Here is a 25,586-nt window from a genome sequence, read left to right on the forward strand (position 1 = left end):
TCCTAACCCTTTTTAGAACCCTTGTTTGTCATGGGGAAAAACTGGATGTTCAGGCGGTACACCTCATCCGTTTCAGTTTCCCTAGTAGCAATTTCAATCACACGCTTGCGGAACGCATTGATTTCCGCGACAATTTCATCGTAGGCGGCCTGCGTAATGCCCAAGGTCACGCCCGAAAAGTGGCGTTCGTTTTGCGGCACGCCCTCGATCGTATCAAGCGCAAGTTCACCCATTTGGCGATGCAGGCCGCGAATCACAGCGGGAGTCACTTCCATGGGTCCGGCCGTAATCGACCTGTCCGTCTGCACATAATTGCCGTTTTCATCTTTCTGGAGCATATTCGCCTTCACCAGAAAGTTCAGCGAATCGCTGACTTCGGCAGCGGTAATTTTAGGACGGCACGCTTTTGCTAGTGCTAACGGTTTTGCCCCGGGCATGGCAGGCGCCAGTTCACGGAGCACGGGATTTTTCCAGCTGTCAAAATAGCGAAATGCATCGGCCTCGATCACTTTCGCCTTGCGACTTTCCGCCATTGCCACCAACTTCTGGAAAGATTCCTTTTTGGCCTTGTCCGTCTTGGCATGGTCAAAGCAAACCATCTCGCGGAAAAATTCAAGGTCGCTACCAGACAAGTGCATTGCCGCGGCAACACGATCGACAGCCGCTTCGCTCAAGTTGAAGCGACCCTCGCTCACATATTTTAGGTAGACTGGCGAAGAAAATCCCGCCGCAGAAGCAAACTCCGGCCAAGTAAACGCAGATTTCGCCTTTTTGTCAGCGTAATAGTCCGCGATATACTGACGGTAGCTCGTATATTCAAGTATATCTTTCATTTGTCCTCCTCTTAACCCCCCGAAAACTCGGCCCAAGCTAAGTACACTCCAAATATAAACAATGATTTTTCAAAAGTCAATAGTTTTTACAATAAATTTTTCACTAAATTTCTAAAATTTAAGCATTTTACAGAATTTTATATAAAAAATCACAATTTTTCACAATAAACAGAATTTAAGTTCACACACAAAAAAAAGAAGGCAGACCGAAGTCCACCTTCTTTTCCTCCTAACCGCCAAGCCCACTATTCATTTTTGATGCAGCGAACGTTCACATACCTATCTAATTGTTCATTCAATCGGAACGCTCCAATCCAGTCTATTTTCAAATTAAGAGCAAATTCAAGAATATACACATTTTCTTCATAGGCCATCACTTTTTCAGTTTCCGCTTCCGGGCGTACAATAAATCGTTCTGCGGTTACCGGCCCAAAACCAAGCCCAGGCAATTCACGCACGCCCATCTTCCAGTTTTGATTAACATCTTCAACAATTTCTCCCGTGGTTCTATATGCCTGTTTAAACAAATTAGCCCAATCTTCAATTTTAGGAATCCGCCATCCGTCTGGGCACAACCCCTGATAATGTCCGTTCACAGCCTCAACGGAATCCAATATGGCGAAGACTTTTTCAGAATTAATACTACCGCTGTCCGTATAAACGAGAGCAGAATCCAAGCCTAGAGCATCAAACCACTTATACCTGACAAAACTACTCCAATACGCAGAATCAACGTAGAAAATCCAGTCATCCCTGTCGCTCTTCAGCGAATCAAGCCAAATCAAACTATCGTTCGGCGAATCAAACGAACCGTGATAAATCCTAGCAATATGCAATTCTTGCTCCCGATAAGCCTTCACCGATTCAATAGCAGCACTATCAAGAACCGCAGTCACACCTTCACCACTATAAACCAAATTTTCCATCATCCAAGTTTGAGATCCACTTTCTATTTCATATGTAACAGTCCTATAGGTTTTTCCATCACGGGGATCGGTCATAGTTCCTTCCGTACGAGGCATATCTTCCCTTACCATTCGGAAAGCCGAAGCAATCCAGTCATTAGGCTTACATTTTATTTTCAAATCCAATTCAGAACCTAAATAGGTAATCACCAACGAATCGCCTTCTTTTTCATCGGTACATCTGCCAACGCCGTACAAACTAGACAGGAAATTACCGAACAAAGCTCTTTCTGCATTCGTTATATCTTTCCATGTACCACCATCGTAATGGCGTTCAGACCACAGTTCACCTGCCGGATATTCAACACATTTCGTCTTGATAGAATCCGTCAAGTTTGCAAAAGTGCCGGAATTTCCAAAGTCCGCAATTTCTTTTTTATCTAGGCACGAATAATTTGTTTCAACAAATACACTCACAAAACTTAAGATTTCCCGGCCCTCCTTACTGCCAGCATATTCACCATCGCCAAACCGGAAAGACTCATCATAGAAACCAAAAGCTTCCATTACCTCTCGACCCGCTTGCGACCTTGCCTCTTCAAAGCTCTGTCCCTGCTTAACTAAACTTCGCAAACGAGTTGCTTCCAAAGTTGTCAACACATTAATATCCACATTCTTCGTTTCACGCAAATTAACGATAATACGATATATGAACCTTTCATTAAAAGCTATTAAACTTTCCAATCCAAGATCTATCAAAGTATCAAGCGAAGCCCACCAATTTTCACCATTTCCTACGGGAGATAGTTCAAGTAAAACATACGGACTTTTCAAATTGACACTATCAAAAGAAAATACACCTGACGCATTCGTAACCGAACTATAATATATATTATCGGTTGTATCAAATGTCACCGAATCCAATTCAACCATCCTTACCATATGCCCTTGCCAAATACTGCTACTTATTGAAGGCGAGCCTCCAGATCCTAGCACTCGACCGGCCAAGGCATAAACACCCGTTTCTTCTTCGGCGCCCCCGAACGGTACCGCCGGGGAATCATCCAAACGAGCATCAACATGGCTATCATCCATAGAGCAAGCCGCGAACATCAAGGCGAGCGGCATCGCCATTTTGCAGACAATCTGTTCTGCCATTTTTACATAGTTCATGGTAGCCTCCTAACCCTTTTTTGAACCATTAATGTTTGTCATCGGGAAGAACTGCATGTTCAGACGGTAAACTTCATCTGTCGCAGAATCTTCAGTGGCAATCGCGATAATTTCTTTGCGGAACTCGGCAATCCGCTTCACGATTTTTTCGTAGGCCGTGCGAGTAATGCCAAGCGTAAGGCCCGAAAAATGGCGTTCGTTTTGCGGCACGCCCTCAATTGCTTCAAGCGCAAGTTCACCCATCTGGCGATGAAGTCCACGGATCGCGAGCGGCGTAAATTCCATGGGACCGGTCGTCACGACCTTATCGGTCTGCGTATAATTTCCATCTTCGTTTTTCTGAAGCAAGTTCGCCTTGATCAAGAAATTCAATGACTCGGTCACTTCGGCTGCAGAAACCTTAGGGCGACACGCCTTTGCAAGCGAAAGCGGCTTTGCCCCTGGCATGGCAGGGGCCAGTTCACGGAGCACCGGCTTTTTCCAGTCTTCAAAGAAGCGGAACGATTCCGCATCTACTACCTTCGCCTTGTGAGCCTCGCCGATAGAAACCATCTTGCTGAATGCGGCTCGTTTTTCAGCATCGGTCTTTGCATGGTCGAACTTGACCATTTCGACAAAGAACTCGCGTTCGTAATCAGCAAGGTGCATCAGACGCGCCATGCGGTCTGCTGCGGCCTCGCTCAAATTAAAGCGGCCCTCGCTTACATATTTAAGGTAAACCGGCGAAGAAAAGCCCGCCGAAGCAGCAAACTCCTGCCAGGTGAATGCGGATTTCGCCTTTCTGTCGGCGTAATAGTCCGCGATATACTGACGGTAGTTCGTGTATTCAAGTATATCTTTCATTTATCCTCCTCTTTGTCCCCGAAACACGGGTTCAAACTGACCACGTTTTAAATATAAGTAATAAATTTTCAAAAATCAATAGTTTTACAATATTTTTTATTTATTTTTATAAAAATTTTAAAGATTTATCAGAATAATTGAAAAATTAGTAGTTTTCACAATATAAAATTAATCTAAAAGTCAATTTACCACACGGATTGGATTTTACTAACGTAAAATCTAATAGGTCTCATTTCAACAATTGTGCAAGAAAAAAATTCTCTAATATTTATTATAAAAAGGGAAAAACGTTAGTTTTTCCGAATCCGTGTGACCCCATTAAGCACTTGCAAATAGAATTCTATATAAATTTGGCGTATGAACTTTTTCACGAAAATTGACATCCCCGCCGCAGACTTTAAAATCGACTACACGAGTCGTTTAGCATTTTTCGGATCGTGCTTTGCGGACAATATTTCGGCGCAGTTCGCATCGCGCAAGTTCAACGTGCTTGCAAACCCCTTCGGCACCGTCTACAACCCGGTTTCGCTGGCGAGCCAGATCAAGGCGATCGCCGACGGGAAAGTTTTCGGAGAAGAAGATGTTTTTCAGGACACGCGATGCGACGGGCTTTGGCACTGTTGGGACGCACATAGTTCGCTTTCGGGCACGACAAAAGAAGAATGTATCGGCAAGCTGAATGCCGCGGCAACACAAGCCCGCGATTTTTTGCAGAAGGCAAGCGTCATCTTTATCACGCTCGGATCCGCGTTTGTCTACTATTTAAAAAACAGCGGCAAACCCGTAGCGAATTGTCACCGGCAAGACCCGAATCTGTTCACGCGCCGAATGATTTCGATCGACGAAGCAACCGAAGCCATCCACGGAATCGCCACAAGCATTCGTCAACTGAATCAAAATGTACACATCGTCTTTACCGTGTCGCCGATCAGGCACCTAGGCGATGGCGCCCATGGGAACAATCTTTCCAAGGCGACGGTACTGCTCGCCATCAACAAAGAGATTGCCACGTCGCCGTTGGCACCTCGCAATAACACCGTTGATTACTTCCCGAGTTACGAAATCGTGATGGACGAACTTCGAGACTATCGCTTTTACGCCGACGATATGGTTCATTTGTCCAAAATCGCCGAAGACTACATCTTTGTGCGCATGGCCGAAACCTACTGCGACAGCACCACTCGCGAAAACATGGCGAAAGTGGAAAAGTTCTTGAAAATGGCCAACCACCGTATTCAAGACGAGAGCTCCCCCGCCACGCAGGAACTCAAGAAGAAACTTGCAACGCAAGCCGCAGAACTCGAAAGACAGATTATGGGATTGAAGTTAGGCTAAAAAAAATTTTTGCGTTAGCAAAATCGAATCAGTGTGGACTTTTATTCTTTCTAGCACACATCAAAGGAGATGCCGGGTCTGTGCCCGGCATGACAGCGGGAGATAAATGCCCAAAGGCGGAGGAAAGTAAGTCGGCGAGCGAACATTAGAGGCCGAAGGCCGAATCCATGTGAGCGAGTCGAGCTTACATTCTGGAGCCATGGGCATTTTGATTTTGTGGCCTTTTGGGGTTTTAGGGGCGGGCCCCTAGGCGAGGGGGTAGGCAAAGACTACGGGCTTTGCCGAGGGGGAGACTTCCCCCTTTTAGCCTAAAAAACGGAACTTTTGGTTTCACTTTGTTTACATCTTTTGCAGTCATTTTTGATTATTTTATACACGAGTGATCGTGTGGGGCGATAAAATAAGGAGAAGTAATGATGAGCAATCATTCCATTGCGGGTTTCGCATTGTGCGCGACCCTTCTCGGTGCAGGCCTCACAAGCGCCGTCGCTGCAGATGAAACACTCAGGTCACTGGCAGACAAAAACAACATCTATATCGGCGCCATTCTGAACTCGCAGTGGTTCGGCGGCGGTCTTCCCGGAAACTACGAACAAATTCACAAGACGCAGTTCAACATCGTCGTTGCTGAAAACGAGATGAAGTTCGACGCCACCGAACCGAGCGAAAACCGTTTCAACTACAATAACGGCGACAAGATGGTCAAGTACGCGAAGCAGAACGGCATGCGTGTCCGTGGCCATGCCCTCGCCTGGCACAGCCAGGTTCCGAACTGGGTGAACAACTACAAGAACGACAAAAAGAAACTTCTCAGCGTGCTCAAGAACCACATCAACAACGTGGTCGGGCACTGGAAAGGCCAGGTGGATGAATGGGACGTGGTGAACGAGGCCATCAGCAACAACGAACCCCAATGGCGTTCCTATTCCGTGTGGTACCAGGGAATCGGCCCCGAATTTATCGACTCCGCCTTCGTGTGGGCGCACGCCGCCGACCCCAACGCGGAGCTCTGCTACAACGACTACAACCTGGAACAGGGCATCAACCCGAAAGCCAAGGCAGGCTTTTTGCTGGAACAGGTGAAACGCTGGGTCGCAAACGGCATTCCTATCCATTGCGTGGGCTCGCAAACTCACGTGGAAGACACCACCACCGACAAGCACTTTATCGGCTCGCCGGACAGCCTGCGTTCCCTTGCCAAGGAACTTGCAAAACTCAACATCAAGCTGAAAATCACCGAACTCGATATCGGATTCAAGAGCGGCATCAACGTGAGCAAGAGCGATCTTGAACGCCAAGGCCAGACTTTCCGCCAGTACCTGGACATCATCCTTGAAGAACCGAATGCGGACACCTACCTGATTTGGGGCGTTTCTGATAAATGGAGTTGGCTTGGCGGCCTGAACAGGCAAAAAGGTCTCATTTACGACGACAACTTGCAACCGAAACCGGCATTCGACAGCATCTTGGTGAGACTTAAGACGTATGAACCGCCGCAGGATACGGTAAAGCAGGACACTACGAAAACCGACACGACTAAAACGGATACAACCAAGACAGACACCACCAAGACAGACACGACATCGAACGATTCTACCATCGCAATCAAGACGATTGCAGGCTTGAACTCTCTCTCGATGCACCTCTCTGGCCGCACGCTCTCTATTGCAGGCGCCACCGCCGCCAAGGTCGATGTGTTCGACATGCAGGGCCGCCCGGTATTCAGCGCGAAAAACGTGAAGGGTTCTATAGACTTGAAGATTGCCGAAGGCATGTACGTGGTTCGCGTGCGCGACGGCTCCAAGAGCCTGATGCAAAGAATTGTGCTCAAGTAAACTTGCTAACTTCTCTAATCGAAAGGACTAGGATTGATTTCCTAGCCCTTTTTATTATCTTTATCGACGGTGTACTGGGATGATAGAGGAATATATGAAACATACTCTGTCATTTTCGCGCATTGCATTTAGCGCAGCTCTTATCAGCACAGGAATTATCGGCACCGGATTTTCCAACGCCTTTGCCGACGAAACCATTCGAGACCTCGCCAAGGAACGCCACCGCTTTATCGGCACCATTCTGAACAGCGAATGGTTTAACGACGATATCGAACCGGAATTCGAAGAAATTCACAAAACCCAGTTCAACGTGGTGGTAGCCGAAAATGAAATGAAGTTCGACGCCACTGAACCCAACGAGAACGAATTCAACTTCACTAAGGGCGACAAGATGGTTGAATACGCCCTGGCCAACGGCATTCGCGTTCGCGGCCATGCTCTCGCTTGGCACAGCCAAGTTGCCGGATGGGTCAGCAGCAATTACGCCGGACAAAAAGATAAACTGCTCGCCGTCCTCAAGAACCACATTGAGAAAGTGGTCGGCCATTACAAGGGCCAAGTCGCCGAATGGGACGTGGTGAACGAAGCCGTGAACGACGATTACAACGCCGATTGGCGTTCCACGAACTCCGTATGGTACGAAGGCATCGGCGCAGAATTTCTCGACTCCGCCTTTGTATGGGCGCACGCCGCCGACCCGAATGCAGAGCTCTGCTACAACGACTACTCCCTGGAATGGGGCCTTCGCGAAGGCTCCAAAGCTAGCTTTGTCGTAGAACAAGTCAAGCGCTGGAAGGCAAACGGCATTCCTATCACTTGCGTGGGCACGCAGACGCATATTGAAATTGCGCACGAGACGACCCCGCAGAACGTACGAGCACTCGCGAAGGCACTCGCCGAACTCGACGTCACCTTGAACATCACCGAACTTGACATCGGGTTCCCGAAAGGATCCGCAGGCAAACTCACCGACGCAGACTACGCAAAGCAGGGGCATCTGTACCGCCAATTCATGGACGTGTTCCTCGAAGAACCGAACATGGGCGAATTCGTAATCTGGGGACTCACCGATGCGCACAGCTGGCTCGACGAGCAGCAAGGCAAAACGGAAGGACTCCTCTACGACAAGAATTACAAACCAAAGCCCGCTTACGACAGCATTATGGTCAGCCTTAAGGCGCACCCGGCATCCGAAGTAAAATCTCCGTATCCGGAATCTTTATTCAAGGATCGCATGGATTGTCAAACAGGTAACTGCGGCGATTCTACCATCGCCATCAAACCCGCCGCGATAGCAACCCATCTTTCGATGCAAATCGCAGGCCGCACACTCTCTATTGCAGGCGCCAATGCCGCCAAAGTCGACGTATTCGACGTACAAGGCCGCCCGGTATTCAGCGCAAAGAACGTGAAGGGCTTCGTGAAATTGCAAGACCTTGCAGAAGGCCTGTACATGATACGCGTCCGTGAAGGTTCAGCAAGCCTCACCAAACGAATCGCCATCCGCTAACAAGGTCTTGAGCTAAAAGAAAAGGCTGCGATTTAAGTCGCAGCCTTTTTAAATGTTTTAGATCCTTCGAGGCTTTACCTCTCAGGATGACACTGGCAACTATGCGCCCAACTTAGCTCTAATCCAGTTGTTTGCGTTGGCGATAGCACCGGCAATCTTGTCGACTTCCTTGGTGCCAGCCTGAGCGCGGTCCGGACGTCCACCGCCGCGGCCACCGCAAGCAGCGGCGAGATCCTTGACGAGGTCACCGGCCTTGATGCCCTTGGCCTGAACGTTCTTGCCCACCAACACGGCGATGCTTCCGTTGCCTTCGCCCTTGTTCGCAATCACGGCGACGCTATCGGTGTCGAGCTTGTTCTGAACGCCGTCAAGCAAGTTCTTGTACTTTTCATCCGGAATCGAGAGTTCACGAACGTAGAGGTTCACGCCAGCCACGTTAATGCCGCCATTCAAGAGTTCGGCAGCGGCGAGCGTTGCAAGTTCGAGCTTCACGGACTGCAGGCTCTTTTCGAGGTTCTGCGTCTTGGCGAAGGACTGCTGAATACGGTCGAGAACTTCGGCGTCCTTGCAGCGGAGCTGTTCGCGGAGAGCCGTGAGAATCTGCGTACCGGCGCGGAGGAGACTCAAGGCGCCACGGCCAGAAACCGCTTCGATACGGCGCACGCCAGCGCTCACACTGGATTCGCTGATAATCTTCACGAGGCCGATGTTACCGGTGTTCTGCACATGCAAGCCACCGCAGAGTTCCTTGGAGAATTCTTCGTTGCAAGCGCCCATCTTCACGACGCGAACTTCGTCGCCATACTTTTCGCCGAACAGAGCCATAGCACCGCTAGCCTTAGCTTCATCCACACCCATCACCTGAGTGTTGACCGGCAGGCATTCCATGACCTTCGCATTCACGATGTCTTCAACCTTCTGAATTTCTTCAGCAGTCATTGCGTTGAAGTGGCTGAAGTCGAAGCGGAGGAGTTCGTTGGAAACAAAGCTACCCTGCTGCTGCACGTGGGTGCCAAGCACCTGACGGAGAGCGGCCTGCAGCAAGTGAGTGGCGGAGTGATTCTTGCGGATATCGTTACGGCGGTCGTTGTCGACGGTAGCCATGAACACGGCGCTCATCGTCTCTTCGTTGGCCGTACCCTTCTTCACCTTACCGCGGCAGAGGGCGGTGTCGTTCACCTTCACGGTGTCGAACACGTCAATTTCGAGGTCGCCGGAAATGAGCGTGCCCTTGTCGCCGACCTGGCCACCCATTTCGGCATAGAACGGAGAAGTTTCAAGCACGATGCTGAGCACGCCCTTGTCTTCGCGCCAGCGGACAACCTTCGTTTCGCAAGCGGAGAGTTCATAGCCCACGAACTTGGTGCTTTCTTCGCTGTACTGCGTCCAGCCTTCGGTACCCATCGTGTTGATGCCCTGCTTCATGTTAGCGCGGGCGCGGGCCTTCTGTTCTTCCATGCACTTCTCGTAGCCTTCTTCATCAATCAGGAGGCCCTTTTCTTCGGCGAGAATGCCAGTGAGGTCCGGCGGGAATCCATAGGTATCATACAGGAGGAACACCTTGTCGCCCGGAATCTTGTCGCCCTTCTTGAGTTCGGCAGAGATAGCGGCGAAGCGTTCGAGGCCAGCGTCCAGCGTGCGGATAAAGCTTTCTTCTTCGCTCTTGATCACGGATGCAACGAATTCCTTGCGTTCGCGGATTTCCGGGAAGGCATCGCCCATCGTATCGGCGAGAACCTGAACGAGCTGGCAAATGAACGGCTTCTTCTGGCCAAGCAGGCGAGCAAAGCGGCTTGCGCGGCGGAGAATGCGGCGGAGCACGTAGCCACGGCCTTCGTTGCTCGGGAGAGCGCCGTCAGCAATAGCGAACGAAATAGCGCGGATGTGGTCGGCAATCACGCGATGCGGAGTGCCAGCTTCGCCATCGTTGTACGGAACGCCAGAGAGTTCAGCGATCTTTGCGATAATCGGAGTGAACACGTCGGTGTCATAGTTACTGGTCTTGCCCTGAAGAATAGCGCAGATACGTTCGAAGCCCATACCGGTATCGACGTTCTTGGCCTTCAGCGGAATCAGGGAACCGTCGCTCACGCGTTCGTACTGCATGAACACGTTATTCCAAATTTCAATGTAGCGGTCGTTTTCGCCGTTCACGCCCTTAATCGGGTCCTTGAACGTTTCGGCCTGCGTAGCGAGGTCGCCGCGGTCGTAATGGATTTCGGAGCAGGGGCCGCACGGACCGGTGTCGCCCATTTCCCAGAAGTTGGAGTGAGCGTCAAAACGCATGATGCGGTCATCCGGAAGACCGGACACGTCCTTCCAAATCTGCCAAGCTTCGTCATCGTCCTGGTACACGGTGGCAAACAGGCGTTCCTTCGGGAGCTTCCAAACTTCGGTCAGGAGTTCCCAAGCCCAAGAAATCGCTTCTTTCTTGTAGTAGTCGCCGAAGCTCCAGTTACCGAGCATTTCGAAGAAGGTGTGGTGGTAGTTGTCGCGGCCCACCACGTCGAGGTCGTTGTGCTTACCGGACACGCGAAGGCACTTCTGGCTGTTGCATGCGCGCTTCCAGCCCTTCGGATTGTCGCCCAGGAAGATAGCCTTGAACTGGTTCATGCCCGCGTTCGTGAACATGAGCGTCGGGTCGTCATGCGGAACCACCGGCGAAGAACGCACAAAGAGGTGGCCCTTGGATTCAAAGAACTTGATGAAAGATTCGCGCACCTGCGCAGAAGTCATTGTAGGCATATTGTGTCCCTTTTATTTTTTCGGCGGTAAATTTAGAAAAGTAAAAAGTAGGACGTAGGAAGTAGGAGATAAAAGGGAGCCTCAAGCGGCTCGTCTTAACGAATCGAATTGGAGTGAAAATGGTCTGTAAGGGGCAAGTTTTCCCCTCGCTTCTGCCCTACGGGCATACGCTACCCCTTCTAACGGGGACACCCCGTAACGCCCCGAAAGGCAGTCCCTAACTCCTTGATAGGCGAAGGATTAGAGCTTTTACAAAAAACATAATCTGTAAAACTAAACGCCAAGAAAGCAAAATATAGTCCAAATAATCCCTTTGGGCGCACTCCCTTATTTTCTATATTGCGGCTCAAACAAAAATCAACAAAAAGAAAGACTCGGCTGTCTGAATTTATGGCGTTGGCCAGCCGAGCAAAGAAGGAAAATCATGAGCGAAGCATGGAAAGGCTTTGAAGGTGGACGCTGGCAAGAAGAGATCAACGTTCGCGACTTTATTCAACGCAACTACACCGCATACGAAGGCGGCAAGGAATTTTTGGCAGGCCCGACAGACGCCACCGAAAAGCTCTGGGGTGAACTCCAGAAGCTGCAGGCCGAAGAACGCAAGAAGGGCGGCGTGCTCGATATGGATACCGACATCGTTTCGAGCATCACGAGCCACAAGCCCGGCTACATCAACGAAAGCCTCAAGGACTTGGAAAAAGTCGTGGGTCTCCAGACCGACAAGCCGCTGAAGCGCGCATTCATGCCGTTTGGCGGCATCAAGATGGCCGAAGAATCTTGCCTGCAGTACGGCTACAAGCCGAGCGCTGACCTCCACAAGATCTTTACCGACTACCACAAGACTCACAACCAGGCTGTGTTCGACTGCTACACTCCGGAAATTCGTGCCGTGCGCAAGGCTCACTTGCTGACCGGCCTTCCGGACACTTATGGTCGTGGCCGTATCGTGGGTGACTACCGCCGCGTAGCCCTTTACGGTATCGACTACATCATCCAGCAGAAGCAGAACGACCTCGCCCACGTGGGTGACGGCACCATGACCGACGACGTGATTCGCCTCCGCGAAGAAGTCGCCGAACAAATCAAGGCCCTTAAGGCCATGAAGGTGATGGCTCAGAGCTACGGTTTCGACATTTCGAAGCCGGCTACCAACGCCCGCGAAGCCTTCCAGTGGCTCTACTTCGGTTACCTCTCTGCCATCAAGACGCAGAACGGTGCCGCCATGAGCGTCGGCCGTATTTCGACCTTCCTCGACATTTATATCGAACGTGACCTCAAGAACGGCACACTCACTGAAAGCGAAGCCCAGGAACTCGTGGACCACATGGTCATGAAGTTCCGCATGGTCAAGTTCGCTCGAATCGAATCTTACAACCAGCTCTTCAGCGGCGACCCGGTGTGGGCCACCCTCGAAGTCGGCGGTATGGGCCAGGATGGCCGCCCGATGGTCACCAAGAACGACTTCCGTTTCTTGCACACCCTCGAAAACATGGGCCCGTCTCCGGAACCCAACCTCACCGTTCTCTACACCAAGCGCCTCCCTGAAAACTTCAAGGAATACGCCGCATTCATTTCTGTAACGACCAGCTCAATCCAGTATGAAAACGACGACGTGATGCGCCCGGTTTGGGGTGACGACTACAGCATTTGTTGCTGCGTGTCTGCAACGCAGACCGGTAAGGAAATGCAGTTCTTCGGCGCCCGTGCAAACCTCGCCAAGGCTCTCCTCTACGCTATCAACGGCGGCAAGGATGAAGAAGCCGGTCTCGTGCCCGGCATGCAGATTGGTCCGGAACTCGCTCCGATTACCGGCGACGTGCTGAACTACGACGAAGTGATGCACAAGTATGACATCATGCTCGAATGGCTCGCAGGCATCTACGTGAACACGCTGAACCTGATCCACTACATGCACGACAAGTACTACTACGAAGCTGCTGAACTCGCCCTTATCGATACCGACGTGCGCCGCACGTTTGCAACAGGTATCGCAGGCTTCAGCCATGTGGTCGACAGCCTCTGCGCAATCAAGTACGCCAAGGTTTCCGTGGTTCGCGGCGAAAACGGCCTCGTGAAAGACTTCAAGATCGAAGGCGACTTCCCGAAGTACGGCAACGACGACGACCGCGCCGACGAAATCGCAGTCTGGCTCCTCAAGGAATTCATCGCAAAGATCAAGAAGCACCACACCTACCGCGGTGCCGAACCGACCACGTCGATTCTTACCATTACCAGTAACGTTGTTTACGGCAAGGCCACGGGTGCTCTCCCCGACGGTCGTCCGGCTCACGCCCCGTTCGCTCCCGGTGCAAACCCGAGCTACGGTGCCGAAAAGAACGGTCTCCTGGCCTCGCTGAACTCTGTCGCCAAGCTTCCGTACGAATACGCACTCGACGGCATCAGCAACACGCAGACCATCAGCCCGAACGCTCTCGGCCACAGCGACGACGAGCGCGCCCAGAAGCTCGTCACCGTCATGGACGGTTACTTCGCCCAGGGCGCCCACCACCTGAACGTGAACGTGTTCGGTGTTGAAAAGTTGCTCGACGCTCAGGCTCACCCGGAAAAGCCCGAATACGCGAACTTCACCATCCGCGTTTCCGGCTACGCTGTCAAGTTCCTCTCGCTCACGAAGGAACAGCAGGACGACGTCATCAGCCGTACCTGCCACGGTATGTTGTAATAGTAGACTGTAGAAAGTAAAAAACGCCCCGGATTTTCATCCGGGACGTTTTGATTTATGGAGGAGAACAAATTTTTAGTCGTTAGTCAATAAAAAACACCTCACAAATTACTGACTAACGACTAGATACTTTTTATTCCGGTTCGCGGGTCATCATCATCTTGCAGTAGCCACCTTCGACCACCACGTTTTCGGTAGAAAGGTTAACCTTTTCCATTTCCCAGTTACCGGCACCCCAGTGTTCCCTGTCGATGTCATCGCCATCGAAGTCATCTTGCCAGGTCTGAGTAAAGCTCTTGGTAGCTTCGTCATAGGAGTACACGCGGACATAGTCAATCCACTGCACCTGCGGACCGTTAGCGAGTTCGTCACCCGTAAACTTGCCCACCCAGCCAGAGCTCTTGGAAGCCCAAAGGTTGAAGCGCAGAGACTGTTCTTCGGTCAAGAAGGCAACCTGGTCAGCATCGGCATGAGTACCGCGGGAGAGACCAATCGAGTCACGGCGAACTTCGACGCTATCGATTTCCCAAGCAACGTAATCCGGAGTCCAGATGATTGCATAAAGGTGGAAGCCTTCGGTGGCATCGAAACCATATTCGTGAATTGCTTCAGAAGAAGTGTTCTTCTTGATAGATTCGTCGCCTTCGCGGGTGATGATGTTGGACTGCCAAGAAGTACCGCCCTTACCGAGAACTTCGATATCGATTTCGTTCCAAACATACGGGCCATTCCTATAGGAATCATCGTAGTAAAGGAACATGGAGCTCACGGAACCCGGAATCGAAACCATCTTCATGCAAGCTTCGAAACGGCCATACTTGAACTGGTCCTTACCAGAAAGTTCAGCACCGTAGTAGTTGTACTTACCCGTAGCACTCACTTCATTCGGAACAGCCGGAACCGTAAGGTTCGTACGAGCAATTGCGCTACAGCCGCTACCTGCCGGCGGAGTCACAGGATCCGGAGTCACAACCGGATCAGTCGGAGTCGTCGGATCGGTGGTAGGATCCGTTACAGTCGAATCAGTCACAGTCGGATCGGTCACTACGGGGTCAGTAGCCGGATCAGTCGGAGTCTGAGCAGGATCTGTCGGAGTGGTAGCCGGATCAGTCGGAGTCGGGTTAGTCTGACTCGGATCCACAACTACAGACGGATCGGATACAGGAGTAGTCTCAGGAGAAGAGCTGCTGTCGTCGCCGCAAGCCGCAAACAGGCCAAGCGCGATAATCGGGAGAATGAATTTCGTTTTCATAGTAAACCTCGTTTCTTGTTTTTAAATATACCTTCGCTAAACGACCCGTGGTAGGGTTCGAAACGCAAATCAAACACAACTGTATCAACAGTATTTGGCGAATATGAGGAAATTTCGCCAAATTTCAAGAAAACAGCCCATTTCAAATTCTAAATTTATTTCATGCTCGGACGAATCAATAAATTAGAGACCTTTGGCTCGGTAGACGGCCCCGGAGTGCGTTTTGTCGTATTCACGCAAGGTTGCCCTATGCGTTGCCAATTCTGCCACAACCCTGAAACGTGGGATTTCAAAGGCGAAAACGCCGGAGCATACGACATCTCCGCACAAGATCTTTTAAAGAAAGCGCTGCGCTACCAGAGCTACTGGGGCAAAGACGGCGGCATCACCGTGAGCGGCGGCGAGCCGCTTGTTCAAATGGATTTTCTCATTGAATTCTTTGAAGCCGCGAAAGCTGCAGGCGTACACACCTGCATTGACACCTCGGGCGTAAACTTTGTTCGTAACGAACCATACTTCGGAAAGTTCAAGCGACTCATGCAAAGCACCGACCTGTTGCTCGTCGACATCAAGAATATCGATTCAGAACAACATAAAATACTAACCGGTCACGACAACAAGAACATCCTCGACATGTTCCGCTACCTCGACGAAATCCACAAACCCATCTGGATTCGACACGTACTCGTCCCCGGCATGAGCGACAACGACGAATTGCTCATCAAAACGCGCGAATTCATCGACACGCTCCACAACGTTGAAAAAGTCGAAGTCCTCCCCTACCACGCCCTGGCCCTCGCCAAGTATCAAGAACTCGGCATCGACTACGTACTGAAAGACGTCAAATCGCCCACTGCGGAACGAGTCGCTAACGCAAAAAAGATCCTCGGCGCCTAACTTTCTCGCTTCTGAACAAAAGCCCATCAATAAACAAGACGGACCAAAGTCCGCCTTTTTTCAAATACGAAATTTTGTCGAAAGGCCAGCGAAGGAACCTTAAACAAAAATTTTGCTTGAAAACGAGCGAGAGCAGGAATCAACTTCGCGTAGCGTACAAAATCGTACGTGAGCGAAGTTGTGACGAACTATCGCGAAGTTTGCAAGCGAAATTTTATCCCTTGACCGCGTCGCCCATGGAAAACATCGGCATATACATTGCAATGAGGAGGCCACCGACAGCACCGCCGAGGAACACGATAATCAAAGGTTCCATCATGCCCACCACGGCATCCACTGCGGCATCCACTTCTTCATCATAGAAGTCTGCCAGCTTCAAAAGCATGCCACCAAGGTTACCGGTTTTTTCACCCACGCCAGTCATCTGAATCACCATGGGCGGGAACAGGCCTGTATCTGCCATCGGGTCGGCAATACTTTTACCACCAGCAATACCAATGGCAATCTTATTGATACCCTTTTCAACCACTTTATTTGTCACGGTTGAGGACACCACCTTCAAGGAATCCATGATAGACACACCGGCATTCAACAAAGTACCAAGCGTTCTCGAGAAGCTAGCCGTTGTCGATTTAATCTGAAGGTCACCTAGCTTGGGCACCTTCAGCATAAAACCATCCCAGGCAAACTTGGCCGCAGGCACACGCATGGCCACCTTAAAGCCGACTATCAAGAGAATCGCGCCAATAAATAGGAATGCACCATTATCGCGAATAAAGTCAGAAATGCTCATCACTATCTGCGTCGGAGCCGGAAGTTCAGCATCCAAAGCAGCGAACTGTTCGGCAAAGGTCGGCACCACGAAGGTCATAAGGGCAATCACCACCAAGATACCCACGATAATAAGCATCACCGGGTAGGTCAAAGCTTTTTTCACCTTACGTTTCAGGCGTTCCTGGTTTTCCAAGGTTTCTGCCAAACGGGCCAAGATACCATCCAAAATACCACCCGCTTCACCGGCAGCCACCATGTTCGTGTACAGGTTACTGAACACCTTAGGATGTTGGGCCAAAGAATCAGCCAAAGAAGAACCACCGTTAATCGACTGCGTCACCTTGTGAACCACATTCTTAAGTTCCGGGTTTTCGCACTGGCTTTCCAAAATGCCCAAGCACTGCAACATCGGCAAACCTGCAGAACTCATCGAAGAGAACATACGGGTAAAACGTGCAATTTCAGCGGGCTTAATACCCGAACCAATCTTAATTTTGATTTCGGTCGGTTTTTTCTTGAGGCTTACAATAATGAGGCGTCTGCGCATCAAGAGCGCTTCGGCTTCAGCCTTATCCTTAGCCTCCAAGGTACCTTCGAAATTGTTACCCTGGCTATTGGTTGCTTTATAAAGGAATTCTGCCATAAGCTACACACCTTCTTTCACAAACAATTGTTCCAACTGGTCCGGACTCGGAGAACGGGCAAGAGCATCGAAACGGTCGACCTTGTGGTTCTTCACCAAATCACACAAGCACATGTTCATGGTGTTCATACCGAACTTCTGGCCAATTTCAATCATCGATTCAATCTGGTGCACCTTGTCATCGCGAATCAGGGCACGAATACCCGGGGTCACGTTCATGATTTCGTATGCCATCACGCGGCCACCGCCAATGCGCGGGATAAGCGTCTGACATATCACGCCCTGGAGCACAAACGAAAGCTGCGTACGCACGGTCTGCTGTTCGCCCTTCGGGAAAGCATCCACCACGCGGTTGATGGTCTGCACACAAGAGTTGGTATGTAACGTTGCAAAAGCCAAGTGACCCGTTTCTGCAATCGTGAGTGCCGCACGGATTGTTTCAAGGTCACGCATTTCGCCGATAAGCACCACGTCAGGGTCCTGACGCAGCGCCATCTTAAGCGCCTGAGCAAAGCTGTTCGTATCGCTACCAACTTCACGCTGGTTAATCATACAACCCTGGTGCTTATGCAAGAATTCAATCGGGTCTTCCACCGTCAGAATGTGGTCGTGACGTTCCTTGTTGATCTTGTCGATCATGGCCGCCAAGGTCGTCGACTTACCGGAACCGGTAGCACCTGTCACCAACACAAGGCCAGACGGGCGGGTCGTGAATTCGGCCAGAATTTTCGGAAGGCCGAGATCCTTAAAGGTCTTAATTTCAAGCGGAATAATACGCAAGGCCAAGGCCACGCAACCGCGCTGCAAATAAGCGTTCGCACGGAAACGAGCGAGGTTTGCAATACCGAAAGAGAAGTCGCATTCCTTCTGCTGTTCGAAAGTCTTCTTTTGGCCTTCGTTCATCAGACTATATGTCATGCGCATGGTTTCGTCCGGTTTCAGCTTGTCTTCGCCAATAGGCGTCAGTTTGCCGGAAAGACGGATGAGAGGGGGCGCACCTGCTGTAATGTGCAAGTCAGAAGCGCCACGCTGGACCATTTCAGAAAGAAGATCTTGAATATTGTATGCCATGCTTAAGAATATAACTTAAAAAAGGCCAATTTTTCCATTAAAATCGCACATTTTTTCAAAAAAACGCTATTTTATTATTCTAGAATGGAACTTGGGCGTAAAATAACCTCGACGGGGGGTGTTTTTTCTATGGTTTGCATGCTGCTTTTGGCACTTGCAATCCTGTTTTCTGCATGCGGGCAGGAACACTTTCAGGCTGCGCCCACCAAAATTACAGATTTCAAGGGAAAACTTCTTGACGGAAGTATTTCGACTTATCAAGCTGAAAAAGGAACCGTCACCCTAATAGCCCTCACCGCCTCGTGGTGCCCCGGTTGCCGTGCCGAACTCCCCCTCCTCAAAATGCTCGACGAAGAATTTACCGACAGAGGTTTTAAGATTTTGATGGTGAACGAAGATGATTCGCCTAAAATCGGAGCAAAGTACAACAAGGCCGCAGGCATCAAGTGGACAACGTTCCATTGGAATTACGACATGATGAACGCGCTCGGCAATCCGGGCGTGATTCCCGTGACCTACCTCGTGAATGCACAAGACAGCATCGTGAAAATCAACGTCGGAGATTTCGACGAAAAACAGATGCGAAAGTTAATCGAGAAAGCCCTTAAGCAATAGGACTCGGGAAAAGTATCACGTCCTTGATTTCGGACTTTCCCATTGCAAGCATAAACAATCTGTCTAGGCCAAGCGCCACGCCAGAACAGGCGGGCATTCCCGATTCAAGCGCCGCCAAGAAGTTTTCGTCAATCGGCGGTTGCGGTTTGTTCATACCGCGACGGATTTCAAGATCTGCAGCAAAGCGCCTGCGTTGTTCAGCCACATCGGTAAGTTCCGTGTAGCCGTTGCAAAGTTCCACCTGGTCTACAAACAGTTCGAATCGACGTGCCCAAGTGTAGCCGTCTTCGCCCACATACGTTTGCGCAAGTGCCGCTTGCGACTGCGGATAATCTAAAATGAACTCGGGACCATTCTTGGCAAGTTCGGGTTCCACCGCAAAAACCATCAGGTAATCCCACCAGTCTTCGCGAGACATGGTCGTGCCATCGGCCGGGAGCGGAATGTCGCGGGCAGTACAGGCCGCGGCAAATTCTTCGCCCGAAGCCGTCAGCGGATTCACGCCCGCATAATTCTTGAACGCTTCAATCCAGCGCGTGCGACGAGCGTTAATCGGCTTGCCTATAATTTCAGAAACGAGCGCTTCGACTTCGTCCATCAACTTTTCTTGCGGCATGCCGACGCGGTACCACTCCACCATGCTGAATTCATTGTTATGATGGGCACCGAATTCATCTTTGCGAAAAGACTTTGTAATCTGGAAAATGTCTCCGAAACCAGCCGCAAGCAAGCGCTTCATGTGGAACTCGGGGCTCGTCATCATGAAATGCTTGCCCTCGACCTCAAAGTAGTCTAGCTGAGGATCGGTACCGCCCGCATTCGAAAGCGTCGGCGTTTCCACTTCAAGCACACCGCGACATTCAAAGAAGCGACGCACCTTGTTCATCAAGGCTTGACGCTTTACCCATGAATCGCGGGAACAAGTAGGTCTAAACGAATTTTGGTTCGACACTTTTTAGATCCTTCGGCTACACTTCGTTACGCTCAGGATGACACGTTACTCGGCAGCGGCGGGAGCGGTTTCTTCTGCAGGGGCTGCATTCACGACACAGCGAACAGAAAGCCAGAATTTCTTATCGACCGGAATGGCAGAAACTTCTTTATCGGTATTGAACATGGAACGTGCGATACCGCGACCGTCACCCACATCCTTGCTTGTCCAGAAGTAAGCGCCTTCGCCCTGAATCACCGAGATGCCGTTCTTGTTGGCATAGCCACCAAACATGGCCGTGAAGGCGTAATCGTCAGAACCGTTGCTACGCAGGCGGACTGCAGCAGTGTTTGCGCCACCGGCATAAATTTCGAGCATCTTCCAATCGTCATCGGTTGCAAGACGAGTGCCTTCGGGGCAAGCCGTCAAAGCAGCTTCTTGCGTATACAGACGACCATAAGTAGCGCAGTTTTCTTCTTCGCGGTCATAGCACATGGAATTTTCTTCGATGGCAAAGTTCAAGTTCTGCACAAACCAGCGAGTGCCATTGATTTCCTTGACTCTGTAAGTCTGACCATCGCGATTATCCACGAACGATTCGAACACCGGGCAACGGGTTTCGAATTCCTTTGCGCCCAAGATAGAGTCCACCGCCGGCTGCCACGACGTGCAGAAACGGAAGAGTTCACCACCCGGGAGTGCCGTAGAATCGGCCTTGTGCTTTTCGGCCCAGCGGTCTACGTAAGCCAAGTTAATGATAGCGGTATCCGGAATCGAAAGAGCCTTGGCCGAGGCCTGCATAATCTTTGAATACTTTTCAGCAGCGCTCTTTGGAGTCTTCCAGTAACCTTCGAGCAAGCCCTTGCGGAGCTTTTCATAAAGCGGAGAAGGAACCGTCACCTTGATAGTCGTATCGACAAAGTGTTCCGGCTTGGTAGCACAAGCGGCTTCGCGAATGGTATCGCGCAGGCTGCCAGCCTTTTCATAGCATTCTTCAATGCACTTGTCACGGGCTTCGCCCTTCTTCTTGGGGCAAGGTACCCAAATGCTCGTGTCGGCGTCAACCTTGACCGGCTTGGAATAGCCTTTCGTCTTCAGGGCAACCTTAGCCACCGATTCCAAAGTTTCAAGGGCCTTCGTGTTGCCCGATTCGCCTTCCAGGAGCAAGAACGAAATCACCTCGGTACATGCATCCATAGCCTTGGCATTGGCGCAAACCTTGGTGCCGTAACCGTAAGAGAATTGCGATTGGCAATTCGAGAACGATTCGTAAGGCATAGCCTTGAAAATCTTTTCGTAAACCTTGACGGCATCAGTCGGCGAAAGTTTGCCGCAATAAATTTCTTCGGCAGCGCCCTTCTTCACAATCTTCTGGGCTGTTGCAATATCGCCATTATCAATAGCATCACGAAGTTCCGGCTGGGCAAAAGCAGTTGTAACGCCCAAAGCAAGAACTCCTGTCAATACACCTCTAAGAAATTTCATTGTAACCCTCACGTTTTTTTTGCGATACAAATATAGAAAAAGTAAGATGTAGGCAGTTGGCAGTAAGCAGAACTTAATTGGTTGATCCTAGTACGCTATAACAATTAATAAATCCAGGCTATAACGTTAATTACTATATTTGGGCCCATGATTGATGCAAATATTGATGCAGAAAAAATCCGTAGCGAATTCCCGATGCTTGTCACAGGCGATAAGGACGCAAAGCCGCTCGCCTTCTTAGACAGTACGGCCACCACGCAAAAGCCCGACTGCGTGATCGACGTGATGAACGACTTTTACCGCGAACACTACAGTTCCGTAAAGCGCGGCGTGTATCGCCTGAGCGCTCGCACCACCGAAGCATTCGAAGCCACCCGCAAAAACGTGGCCAAGTTCATTAACGCCAAAACCGAAGACGAAATCGTATTCACCCGCGGCACTACCGAAAGCATCAATCTGGTGGCGTGGAGTTACGGTCGCAAGTTCTTCGAGGCCGGCGACGAAATTCTCATCAGTGGACTCGAGCATCATGCCAACATCGTGAGCTGGCAAATTGTCGCCGAAATGAAGGGCGCCAAGATCAAGGTGATTCCCGTTTTGGACAGCGGCGATTTAGACCTGAGCAAGCTTCCCGGGCTGTTGAATGCGCGTACCAAGATGGTGGCTGTCGCCCACGTGAGCAATTCCGTCGGTACCGTGAACCCCATTGCAGAAATTATCGCGACCGTCCGTAAGCTCGCCCCGCAAGCCAAAATTTTGATTGACGCCGCCCAGAGTTCAAGCCACATCAAGATTGACGTGCAGAAGCTGGACTGCGATTTTCTCGCCTTCAGCGGTCACAAGATGTACGGCCCTACCGGCGTAGGCGTACTCTACGGCAAGTACGAAGTTCTCGACAGCATGCCCCCCTGGCACGGCGGTGGCGAAATGATCAAGAACGTGACCTTCGAAAAGACGACTTACGCCGACGTTCCCGCACGCTTCGAGGCTGGAACGCCCATGATTGCCGAAGTCATCGGGCTCGGCAAGGCCATCGAATGGATTAACACCGTAGGCATCGAGAACATCCGCAAGCACGAAGAAGAAATTACGAACTACGCGCTGGAACAGCTTGCGCAGATTCCGCAGGTGAAAGTTCTCGGCAACCCGAAGGAACGCGGCGCTCTCATCAGTATTACACTCGACGGCATCGCCGTAAGCGACGCCGCCATGATTCTTGACGAAGAGAATGTTGCCGTCCGCAGCGGGCACCACTGCGCCCAACCTGTCATGGACCGCTTCGGCGTCGACGCCACGCTTCGTTTGAGCTTCGGTGCGTACACCCTGAAGCGCGACATCGACCGCTTTATCGCAGGCATCAAGCGCGTCCTCCGACTCTTCGGTTAACCGGGACTCGTATGGGAATCGAGAAAGGCATCTTTAACCGCACATCGCTCCTGCTCGGAGACGACGTGATGGGCAACATCTACCAGAAGCGAGTCATCATCTTCGGTCTCGGCGGAGTCGGCAGCTGGTGCGCCGAAAGCCTGGTGCGTTCCGGCATCAAGGAACTCGTGCTCGTCGATTCTGACCGCGTGTGCGTCACCAACGTGAACCGCCAACTGATGGCCACCACGAAAACCGTGGGGCAAGTCAAGGTGGACGTGCTGAAAAATCGTCTGCTCGAAATCAACCCGCACGCCAACATCGTAGCACTCCAAGACATCTACGAAGAAGCGAATACGGACAAATTCCAACTGGACACATTCGACTACATCATCGATGCCATCGACAGCCTCGAAAACAAGATGCAGTTATTGTGGCACGCCACGCGCACCAAGGCCACAGTTTTCTCTTCGATGGGCGCAGCCCTCAAGATGGACCCCACACGAATCAAGGTCGCCGAATTCTGGAAAGTCGCCGGTTGCCCGCTCGCCCGCGCCCTGCGCGACAAGTTCAAGAAAAAGAAAATGGCTCTCAAGAAAAAAGTGCTATGCGTCTACAGCGACGAACTCCTGAAAAACCGCGGCAAGAATTCCTCTTGCGGAACGGACGCCTGCATGTGCCCCAAGGTGCGCCACGAAAGGAGCGAAGCCGAACTCCAGAATGCAAACCTGGTCGATCACGAATGGTGCAGCAGTAAGGCGCAAATCAACGGCACCATGGCACACTCCACCGCTATTTTTGGATTCATGATTGCGGGCCTCGTGATGCAGGACATCTACAAGAAGGCATTGGCTAGCGCGGAGTAATATGAAATTCTTGATTCAGCGAGTATTGAACGCCCAGGTGGATATCGCAGGCGACACTGTCGGAAAAATCGGCAAGGGCTACATGATTTTAATCGGCGTGGGCGAAGACGACACCAAGGAAATCGCCGACCGCCTTATTCGCAAGATGCTTGCGCTCCGCATCTTCGCCGACGAAAACGGCAAGACGAATCTTTCCATCAAAGATGTGGGCGGCGAGCTCCTGCTTGTCTCGCAGTTCACGCTTTACGCCAACTGCAACAAGGGAAACCGTCCGACTTTCAACGGTGCAGGCAACCCGGCACTTGCAAACGAGCTCTACGAATACATCATTGCCGAGTGCAAAAAAGAAATCCCCGTCGTACAGACAGGGAAATTCGGTGCCGACATGCAGGTGAGTCTCACGAACGACGGCCCGTTCACAATTATGCTGGAATAAAAATTCCGAAACTAGAATTCTGGCATGCTGAAATCGCCGTAAAGTTCACGGCCATCAAACACCCAGACCACCATCTTTTTGCCTTCCAGGAAATCCGAACGGTCCTTGAACAAGGTCGGACCATAGTTTCCGCCACCAATACGGCTACGCGTAAACGTTTCTATCCCTGTCGCCTGCGCAATGTAGGCGCCTATATTGGAAGAGCTGTTCCAGCCAAAATCGGCATTGCTGTCGCCGATTATCACAATGGGAGCATCTTTGGATCCGCGGTAGCGTTTACCTTCTGCATCCACGGTCTTTAACACGCGCACATCGTAATCAGGGTAAGAATTGTACTTCAAGTGATAAAGATTTCCGGTGCCGGGAACAATCGTGTCGCGCAGGAACCATTCTTCTCTCGGAATATCCAAGTTCATCTCGTTGATGGTATCGGCAATCATCTGGGCAAGAACCTGCCGACCGGCACTTGTATAATGGCTTTCGTACGCCTCGAACATGGGCGTTTCCTCGTTCTTTTCAAGAAACTCTTCTACCGCATCGACAACGACAACGCCTTCGTCTTGCAATGCATCTACCCATTCTTCATATTGCGGGGCAACGATACCCCCCGACAATTCTTCTGAATAATGTTCCGCCTCGATTTGTAGCTTGTCTGGAACAGGCACGACCACCAACTTGATACCGCGCGCTTCCAGCGAATCATTGAAGGCTACAAAAGAATTCAAGTTTTCTTTCCAGTCCACCACCAGGTTGACAAGACTTTCCTGCAAGAAAATCCAGTCGTCTACACCGCTTACCGCACAGCGAGTCTCTTTCAGTTGCCCGCCACATTTTTCAATATCGGCCTCGATCTGTTCCTGAACGACCAACGGGATAAGCGGACGAGAAGAAAGGTAGAGCATGGCAAGCGCAATAACCGCCACTCCAAATCCAAAAATAAACCCCAAATGTTTCCTCAAAAACATGACAGGGCCAAATTTAGAATTTTTCGGATTCTTTGGCAGACGATTGATGGCGCGAAAGCCTCCGCACCGGCATACTATTTTACAATCAGCGCCACAATAGCAGCAATCAACCCGCCGAGCAGCAGAGCCGCAATTACAACGGCAATCACCATAAACCACTTGGCATACTTCAGAATTTTTACCATAGCAGAATTCTGATCTTTGGCAAATTGCTGCATAACGTTCATTGTGGCCGTCGCGAGAAAGCCGAGGTCATCAAGCCATCCCACTACAGGAATCGCATCCGGCGCCAAGTCAATCGGCGAAACCGTATACATAAGCGACAAAATCAAGAGAAAAACAGCGAGTCCTTTTTGAAAATCAGACGCGCCCTTGTTGTTTTCTACAACTTCAGCCTCAATAACTTCTGGTTCTTTATCCATAT

At 50.8% G+C, this 25,586-nt stretch carries 20 protein-coding genes; 9 read left to right on the forward strand and 11 right to left on the reverse strand.

Annotated features, from left to right (window positions below):
• Positions 1-2: 2 nt before the first annotated feature.
• The 3 genes from QOL41_RS02695 to QOL41_RS02705 form a co-directional block, all read right to left on the reverse strand.
• Positions 3-833: a TIGR02147 family protein gene (locus tag QOL41_RS02695; RefSeq protein ID WP_283428546.1), complete on the reverse strand. Its 831-nt coding sequence runs from the start codon at positions 831-833 to the stop codon at positions 3-5.
• Between the two features lie 245 nt (positions 834-1,078).
• Complete coding sequence (locus tag QOL41_RS02700; RefSeq protein ID WP_283428547.1) at positions 1,079-2,911, reverse strand: FISUMP domain-containing protein; 1,833 nt, start codon at positions 2,909-2,911, stop codon at positions 1,079-1,081.
• Between the two features lie 9 nt (positions 2,912-2,920).
• Positions 2,921-3,754 (reverse strand): TIGR02147 family protein, encoded by an 834-nt coding sequence (locus QOL41_RS02705; protein WP_283428548.1) that lies wholly within the window; start codon positions 3,752-3,754, stop codon positions 2,921-2,923.
• Between the two features lie 357 nt (positions 3,755-4,111).
• Between QOL41_RS02705 and QOL41_RS02710 the strand changes: the two genes are divergently transcribed.
• The 3 genes from QOL41_RS02710 to QOL41_RS02720 all read left to right on the forward strand — a co-directional run bounded on the left by QOL41_RS02710 (position 4,112) and on the right by QOL41_RS02720 (position 8,434).
• The gene (locus QOL41_RS02710; RefSeq protein ID WP_283428549.1) at positions 4,112-5,089 is read left to right on the forward strand and encodes a GSCFA domain-containing protein; all 978 of its coding nucleotides are present in this window, start codon (positions 4,112-4,114) and stop codon (positions 5,087-5,089) included.
• A gap of 413 nt (positions 5,090-5,502) precedes the next feature.
• A complete protein-coding gene (locus QOL41_RS02715; protein WP_283428550.1) occupies positions 5,503-6,924 on the forward strand; it encodes an endo-1,4-beta-xylanase in 1,422 nt (473 codons plus the stop codon).
• 94 nt (positions 6,925-7,018) lie between these two features.
• The gene (locus QOL41_RS02720) at positions 7,019-8,434 is read left to right on the forward strand and encodes an endo-1,4-beta-xylanase (protein ID WP_283428551.1); all 1,416 of its coding nucleotides are present in this window, start codon (positions 7,019-7,021) and stop codon (positions 8,432-8,434) included.
• Between the two features lie 99 nt (positions 8,435-8,533).
• Here QOL41_RS02720 and alaS read toward each other — a convergent pair whose 3' ends face one another.
• A complete protein-coding gene (gene alaS, locus QOL41_RS02725; protein ID WP_283428552.1) occupies positions 8,534-11,179 on the reverse strand; it encodes an alanine--tRNA ligase in 2,646 nt (881 codons plus the stop codon).
• A 424-nt stretch (positions 11,180-11,603) separates the two neighbouring features.
• Here alaS and pflB point away from each other — a divergent pair, with 424 nt between their 5' ends.
• Positions 11,604-13,862, forward strand: coding sequence for a formate C-acetyltransferase (gene pflB, locus QOL41_RS02730; protein WP_283428553.1), 2,259 nt, complete (start codon positions 11,604-11,606; stop codon positions 13,860-13,862).
• Positions 13,863-13,995: 133 nt separating this feature from the next.
• Here pflB and QOL41_RS02735 read toward each other — a convergent pair whose 3' ends face one another.
• Positions 13,996-15,114, reverse strand: a complete 1,119-nt coding sequence (locus tag QOL41_RS02735; protein ID WP_283428554.1) for a family 16 glycosylhydrolase — start codon at positions 15,112-15,114, stop codon at positions 13,996-13,998.
• A gap of 162 nt (positions 15,115-15,276) precedes the next feature.
• Between QOL41_RS02735 and pflA the strand changes: the two genes are divergently transcribed.
• Positions 15,277-16,011, forward strand: a complete 735-nt coding sequence (gene pflA, locus QOL41_RS02740) for a pyruvate formate-lyase-activating protein (RefSeq protein WP_283428555.1) — start codon at positions 15,277-15,279, stop codon at positions 16,009-16,011.
• Positions 16,012-16,225: 214 nt separating this feature from the next.
• On the opposite strand, the gene QOL41_RS02745 is transcribed toward pflA, so the two are convergent.
• Both QOL41_RS02745 and QOL41_RS02750 read right to left on the reverse strand, forming a co-directional pair.
• Entirely contained in the window at positions 16,226-17,428 is a 1,203-nt protein-coding gene (locus QOL41_RS02745) for a type II secretion system F family protein (RefSeq protein ID WP_283428556.1), read from the reverse strand.
• A 3-nt stretch (positions 17,429-17,431) separates the two neighbouring features.
• On the reverse strand, positions 17,432-18,499 hold the full coding sequence (locus QOL41_RS02750; protein WP_173653956.1) for a type IV pilus twitching motility protein PilT: 1,068 nt from the start codon (positions 18,497-18,499) through the stop codon (positions 17,432-17,434).
• Between the two features lie 129 nt (positions 18,500-18,628).
• Between QOL41_RS02750 and QOL41_RS02755 the strand changes: the two genes are divergently transcribed.
• The gene (locus QOL41_RS02755) at positions 18,629-19,114 is read left to right on the forward strand and encodes a TlpA family protein disulfide reductase (protein WP_283428557.1); all 486 of its coding nucleotides are present in this window, start codon (positions 18,629-18,631) and stop codon (positions 19,112-19,114) included.
• On the opposite strand, the gene epmA is transcribed toward QOL41_RS02755, so the two are convergent.
• Entirely contained in the window at positions 19,104-20,066 is a 963-nt protein-coding gene (epmA, locus tag QOL41_RS02760; protein WP_283428558.1) for an EF-P lysine aminoacylase EpmA, read from the reverse strand. The genes QOL41_RS02755 and epmA overlap by 11 nt on opposite strands.
• A 45-nt stretch (positions 20,067-20,111) precedes the next feature.
• Positions 20,112-21,530 carry an FISUMP domain-containing protein gene (locus tag QOL41_RS02765; protein ID WP_283428559.1) on the reverse strand — a complete coding sequence of 473 codons (1,419 nt, stop codon included), beginning with the start codon at positions 21,528-21,530 and terminating at the stop codon, positions 20,112-20,114.
• 147 nt (positions 21,531-21,677) lie between these two features.
• On the opposite strand from QOL41_RS02765, the gene QOL41_RS02770 reads away from it, so the two are divergent.
• From QOL41_RS02770 to dtd, 3 genes are read left to right on the forward strand one after another with little or no spacing between them, the layout of a single operon-like run.
• Positions 21,678-22,916, forward strand: a complete 1,239-nt coding sequence (locus QOL41_RS02770; RefSeq protein WP_283428560.1) for an aminotransferase class V-fold PLP-dependent enzyme — start codon at positions 21,678-21,680, stop codon at positions 22,914-22,916.
• Positions 22,917-22,927: 11 nt separating this feature from the next.
• Positions 22,928-23,761 (forward strand): tRNA threonylcarbamoyladenosine dehydratase, encoded by an 834-nt coding sequence (locus QOL41_RS02775; protein ID WP_173653951.1) that lies wholly within the window; start codon positions 22,928-22,930, stop codon positions 23,759-23,761.
• Position 23,762: 1 nt separating this feature from the next.
• Positions 23,763-24,197 (forward strand): D-aminoacyl-tRNA deacylase, encoded by a 435-nt coding sequence (gene dtd, locus QOL41_RS02780; protein ID WP_283428561.1) that lies wholly within the window; start codon positions 23,763-23,765, stop codon positions 24,195-24,197.
• Positions 24,198-24,208: 11 nt separating this feature from the next.
• Here the strand turns inward: dtd and QOL41_RS02785 are convergent, their stop codons facing one another.
• Both QOL41_RS02785 and QOL41_RS02790 read right to left on the reverse strand, forming a co-directional pair.
• Positions 24,209-25,144, reverse strand: a complete 936-nt coding sequence (locus QOL41_RS02785; RefSeq protein ID WP_283428562.1) for an alginate O-acetyltransferase AlgX-related protein — start codon at positions 25,142-25,144, stop codon at positions 24,209-24,211.
• 92 nt (positions 25,145-25,236) lie between these two features.
• The gene (locus QOL41_RS02790) at positions 25,237-25,584 is read right to left on the reverse strand and encodes a YkvA family protein (RefSeq protein WP_283428563.1); all 348 of its coding nucleotides are present in this window, start codon (positions 25,582-25,584) and stop codon (positions 25,237-25,239) included.
• Between the last annotated feature and the right edge of the window lie 2 nt (positions 25,585-25,586).

This window comes from Fibrobacter sp. UWB10, from assembly GCF_900182935.1.
GTDB lineage: Bacteria > Fibrobacterota > Fibrobacteria > Fibrobacterales > Fibrobacteraceae > Fibrobacter > Fibrobacter succinogenes_O.

Excerpts from the sequence above, each read along its gene's own strand:
- QOL41_RS02695 (WP_283428546.1), bottom strand. The coding sequence starts at position 833 with ATGAAAGATATACTTGAATATACGAGCTACCGTCAGTATATCGCGGAC.
- QOL41_RS02700 (WP_283428547.1), bottom strand. The coding sequence starts at position 2,911 with ATGAACTATGTAAAAATGGCAGAACAGATTGTCTGCAAAATGGCGATG.
- QOL41_RS02705 (WP_283428548.1), bottom strand. The coding sequence starts at position 3,754 with ATGAAAGATATACTTGAATACACGAACTACCGTCAGTATATCGCGGAC.
- QOL41_RS02710 (WP_283428549.1), top strand. The coding sequence starts at position 4,112 with ATGAACTTTTTCACGAAAATTGACATCCCCGCCGCAGACTTTAAAATC.
- QOL41_RS02715 (WP_283428550.1), top strand. The coding sequence starts at position 5,503 with ATGATGAGCAATCATTCCATTGCGGGTTTCGCATTGTGCGCGACCCTT.
- QOL41_RS02720 (WP_283428551.1), top strand. The coding sequence starts at position 7,019 with ATGAAACATACTCTGTCATTTTCGCGCATTGCATTTAGCGCAGCTCTT.
- alaS (WP_283428552.1), bottom strand. The coding sequence starts at position 11,179 with ATGCCTACAATGACTTCTGCGCAGGTGCGCGAATCTTTCATCAAGTTC.
- pflB (WP_283428553.1), top strand. The coding sequence starts at position 11,604 with ATGAGCGAAGCATGGAAAGGCTTTGAAGGTGGACGCTGGCAAGAAGAG.
- QOL41_RS02735 (WP_283428554.1), bottom strand. The coding sequence starts at position 15,114 with ATGAAAACGAAATTCATTCTCCCGATTATCGCGCTTGGCCTGTTTGCG.
- pflA (WP_283428555.1), top strand. The coding sequence starts at position 15,277 with ATGCTCGGACGAATCAATAAATTAGAGACCTTTGGCTCGGTAGACGGC.
- QOL41_RS02745 (WP_283428556.1), bottom strand. The coding sequence starts at position 17,428 with ATGGCAGAATTCCTTTATAAAGCAACCAATAGCCAGGGTAACAATTTC.
- QOL41_RS02750 (WP_173653956.1), bottom strand. The coding sequence starts at position 18,499 with ATGGCATACAATATTCAAGATCTTCTTTCTGAAATGGTCCAGCGTGGC.
- QOL41_RS02755 (WP_283428557.1), top strand. The coding sequence starts at position 18,629 with ATGGTTTGCATGCTGCTTTTGGCACTTGCAATCCTGTTTTCTGCATGC.
- QOL41_RS02765 (WP_283428559.1), bottom strand. The coding sequence starts at position 21,530 with ATGAAATTTCTTAGAGGTGTATTGACAGGAGTTCTTGCTTTGGGCGTT.
- QOL41_RS02770 (WP_283428560.1), top strand. The coding sequence starts at position 21,678 with ATGATTGATGCAAATATTGATGCAGAAAAAATCCGTAGCGAATTCCCG.
- QOL41_RS02775 (WP_173653951.1), top strand. The coding sequence starts at position 22,928 with ATGGGAATCGAGAAAGGCATCTTTAACCGCACATCGCTCCTGCTCGGA.
- dtd (WP_283428561.1), top strand. The coding sequence starts at position 23,763 with ATGAAATTCTTGATTCAGCGAGTATTGAACGCCCAGGTGGATATCGCA.
- QOL41_RS02790 (WP_283428563.1), bottom strand. The coding sequence starts at position 25,584 with ATGGATAAAGAACCAGAAGTTATTGAGGCTGAAGTTGTAGAAAACAAC.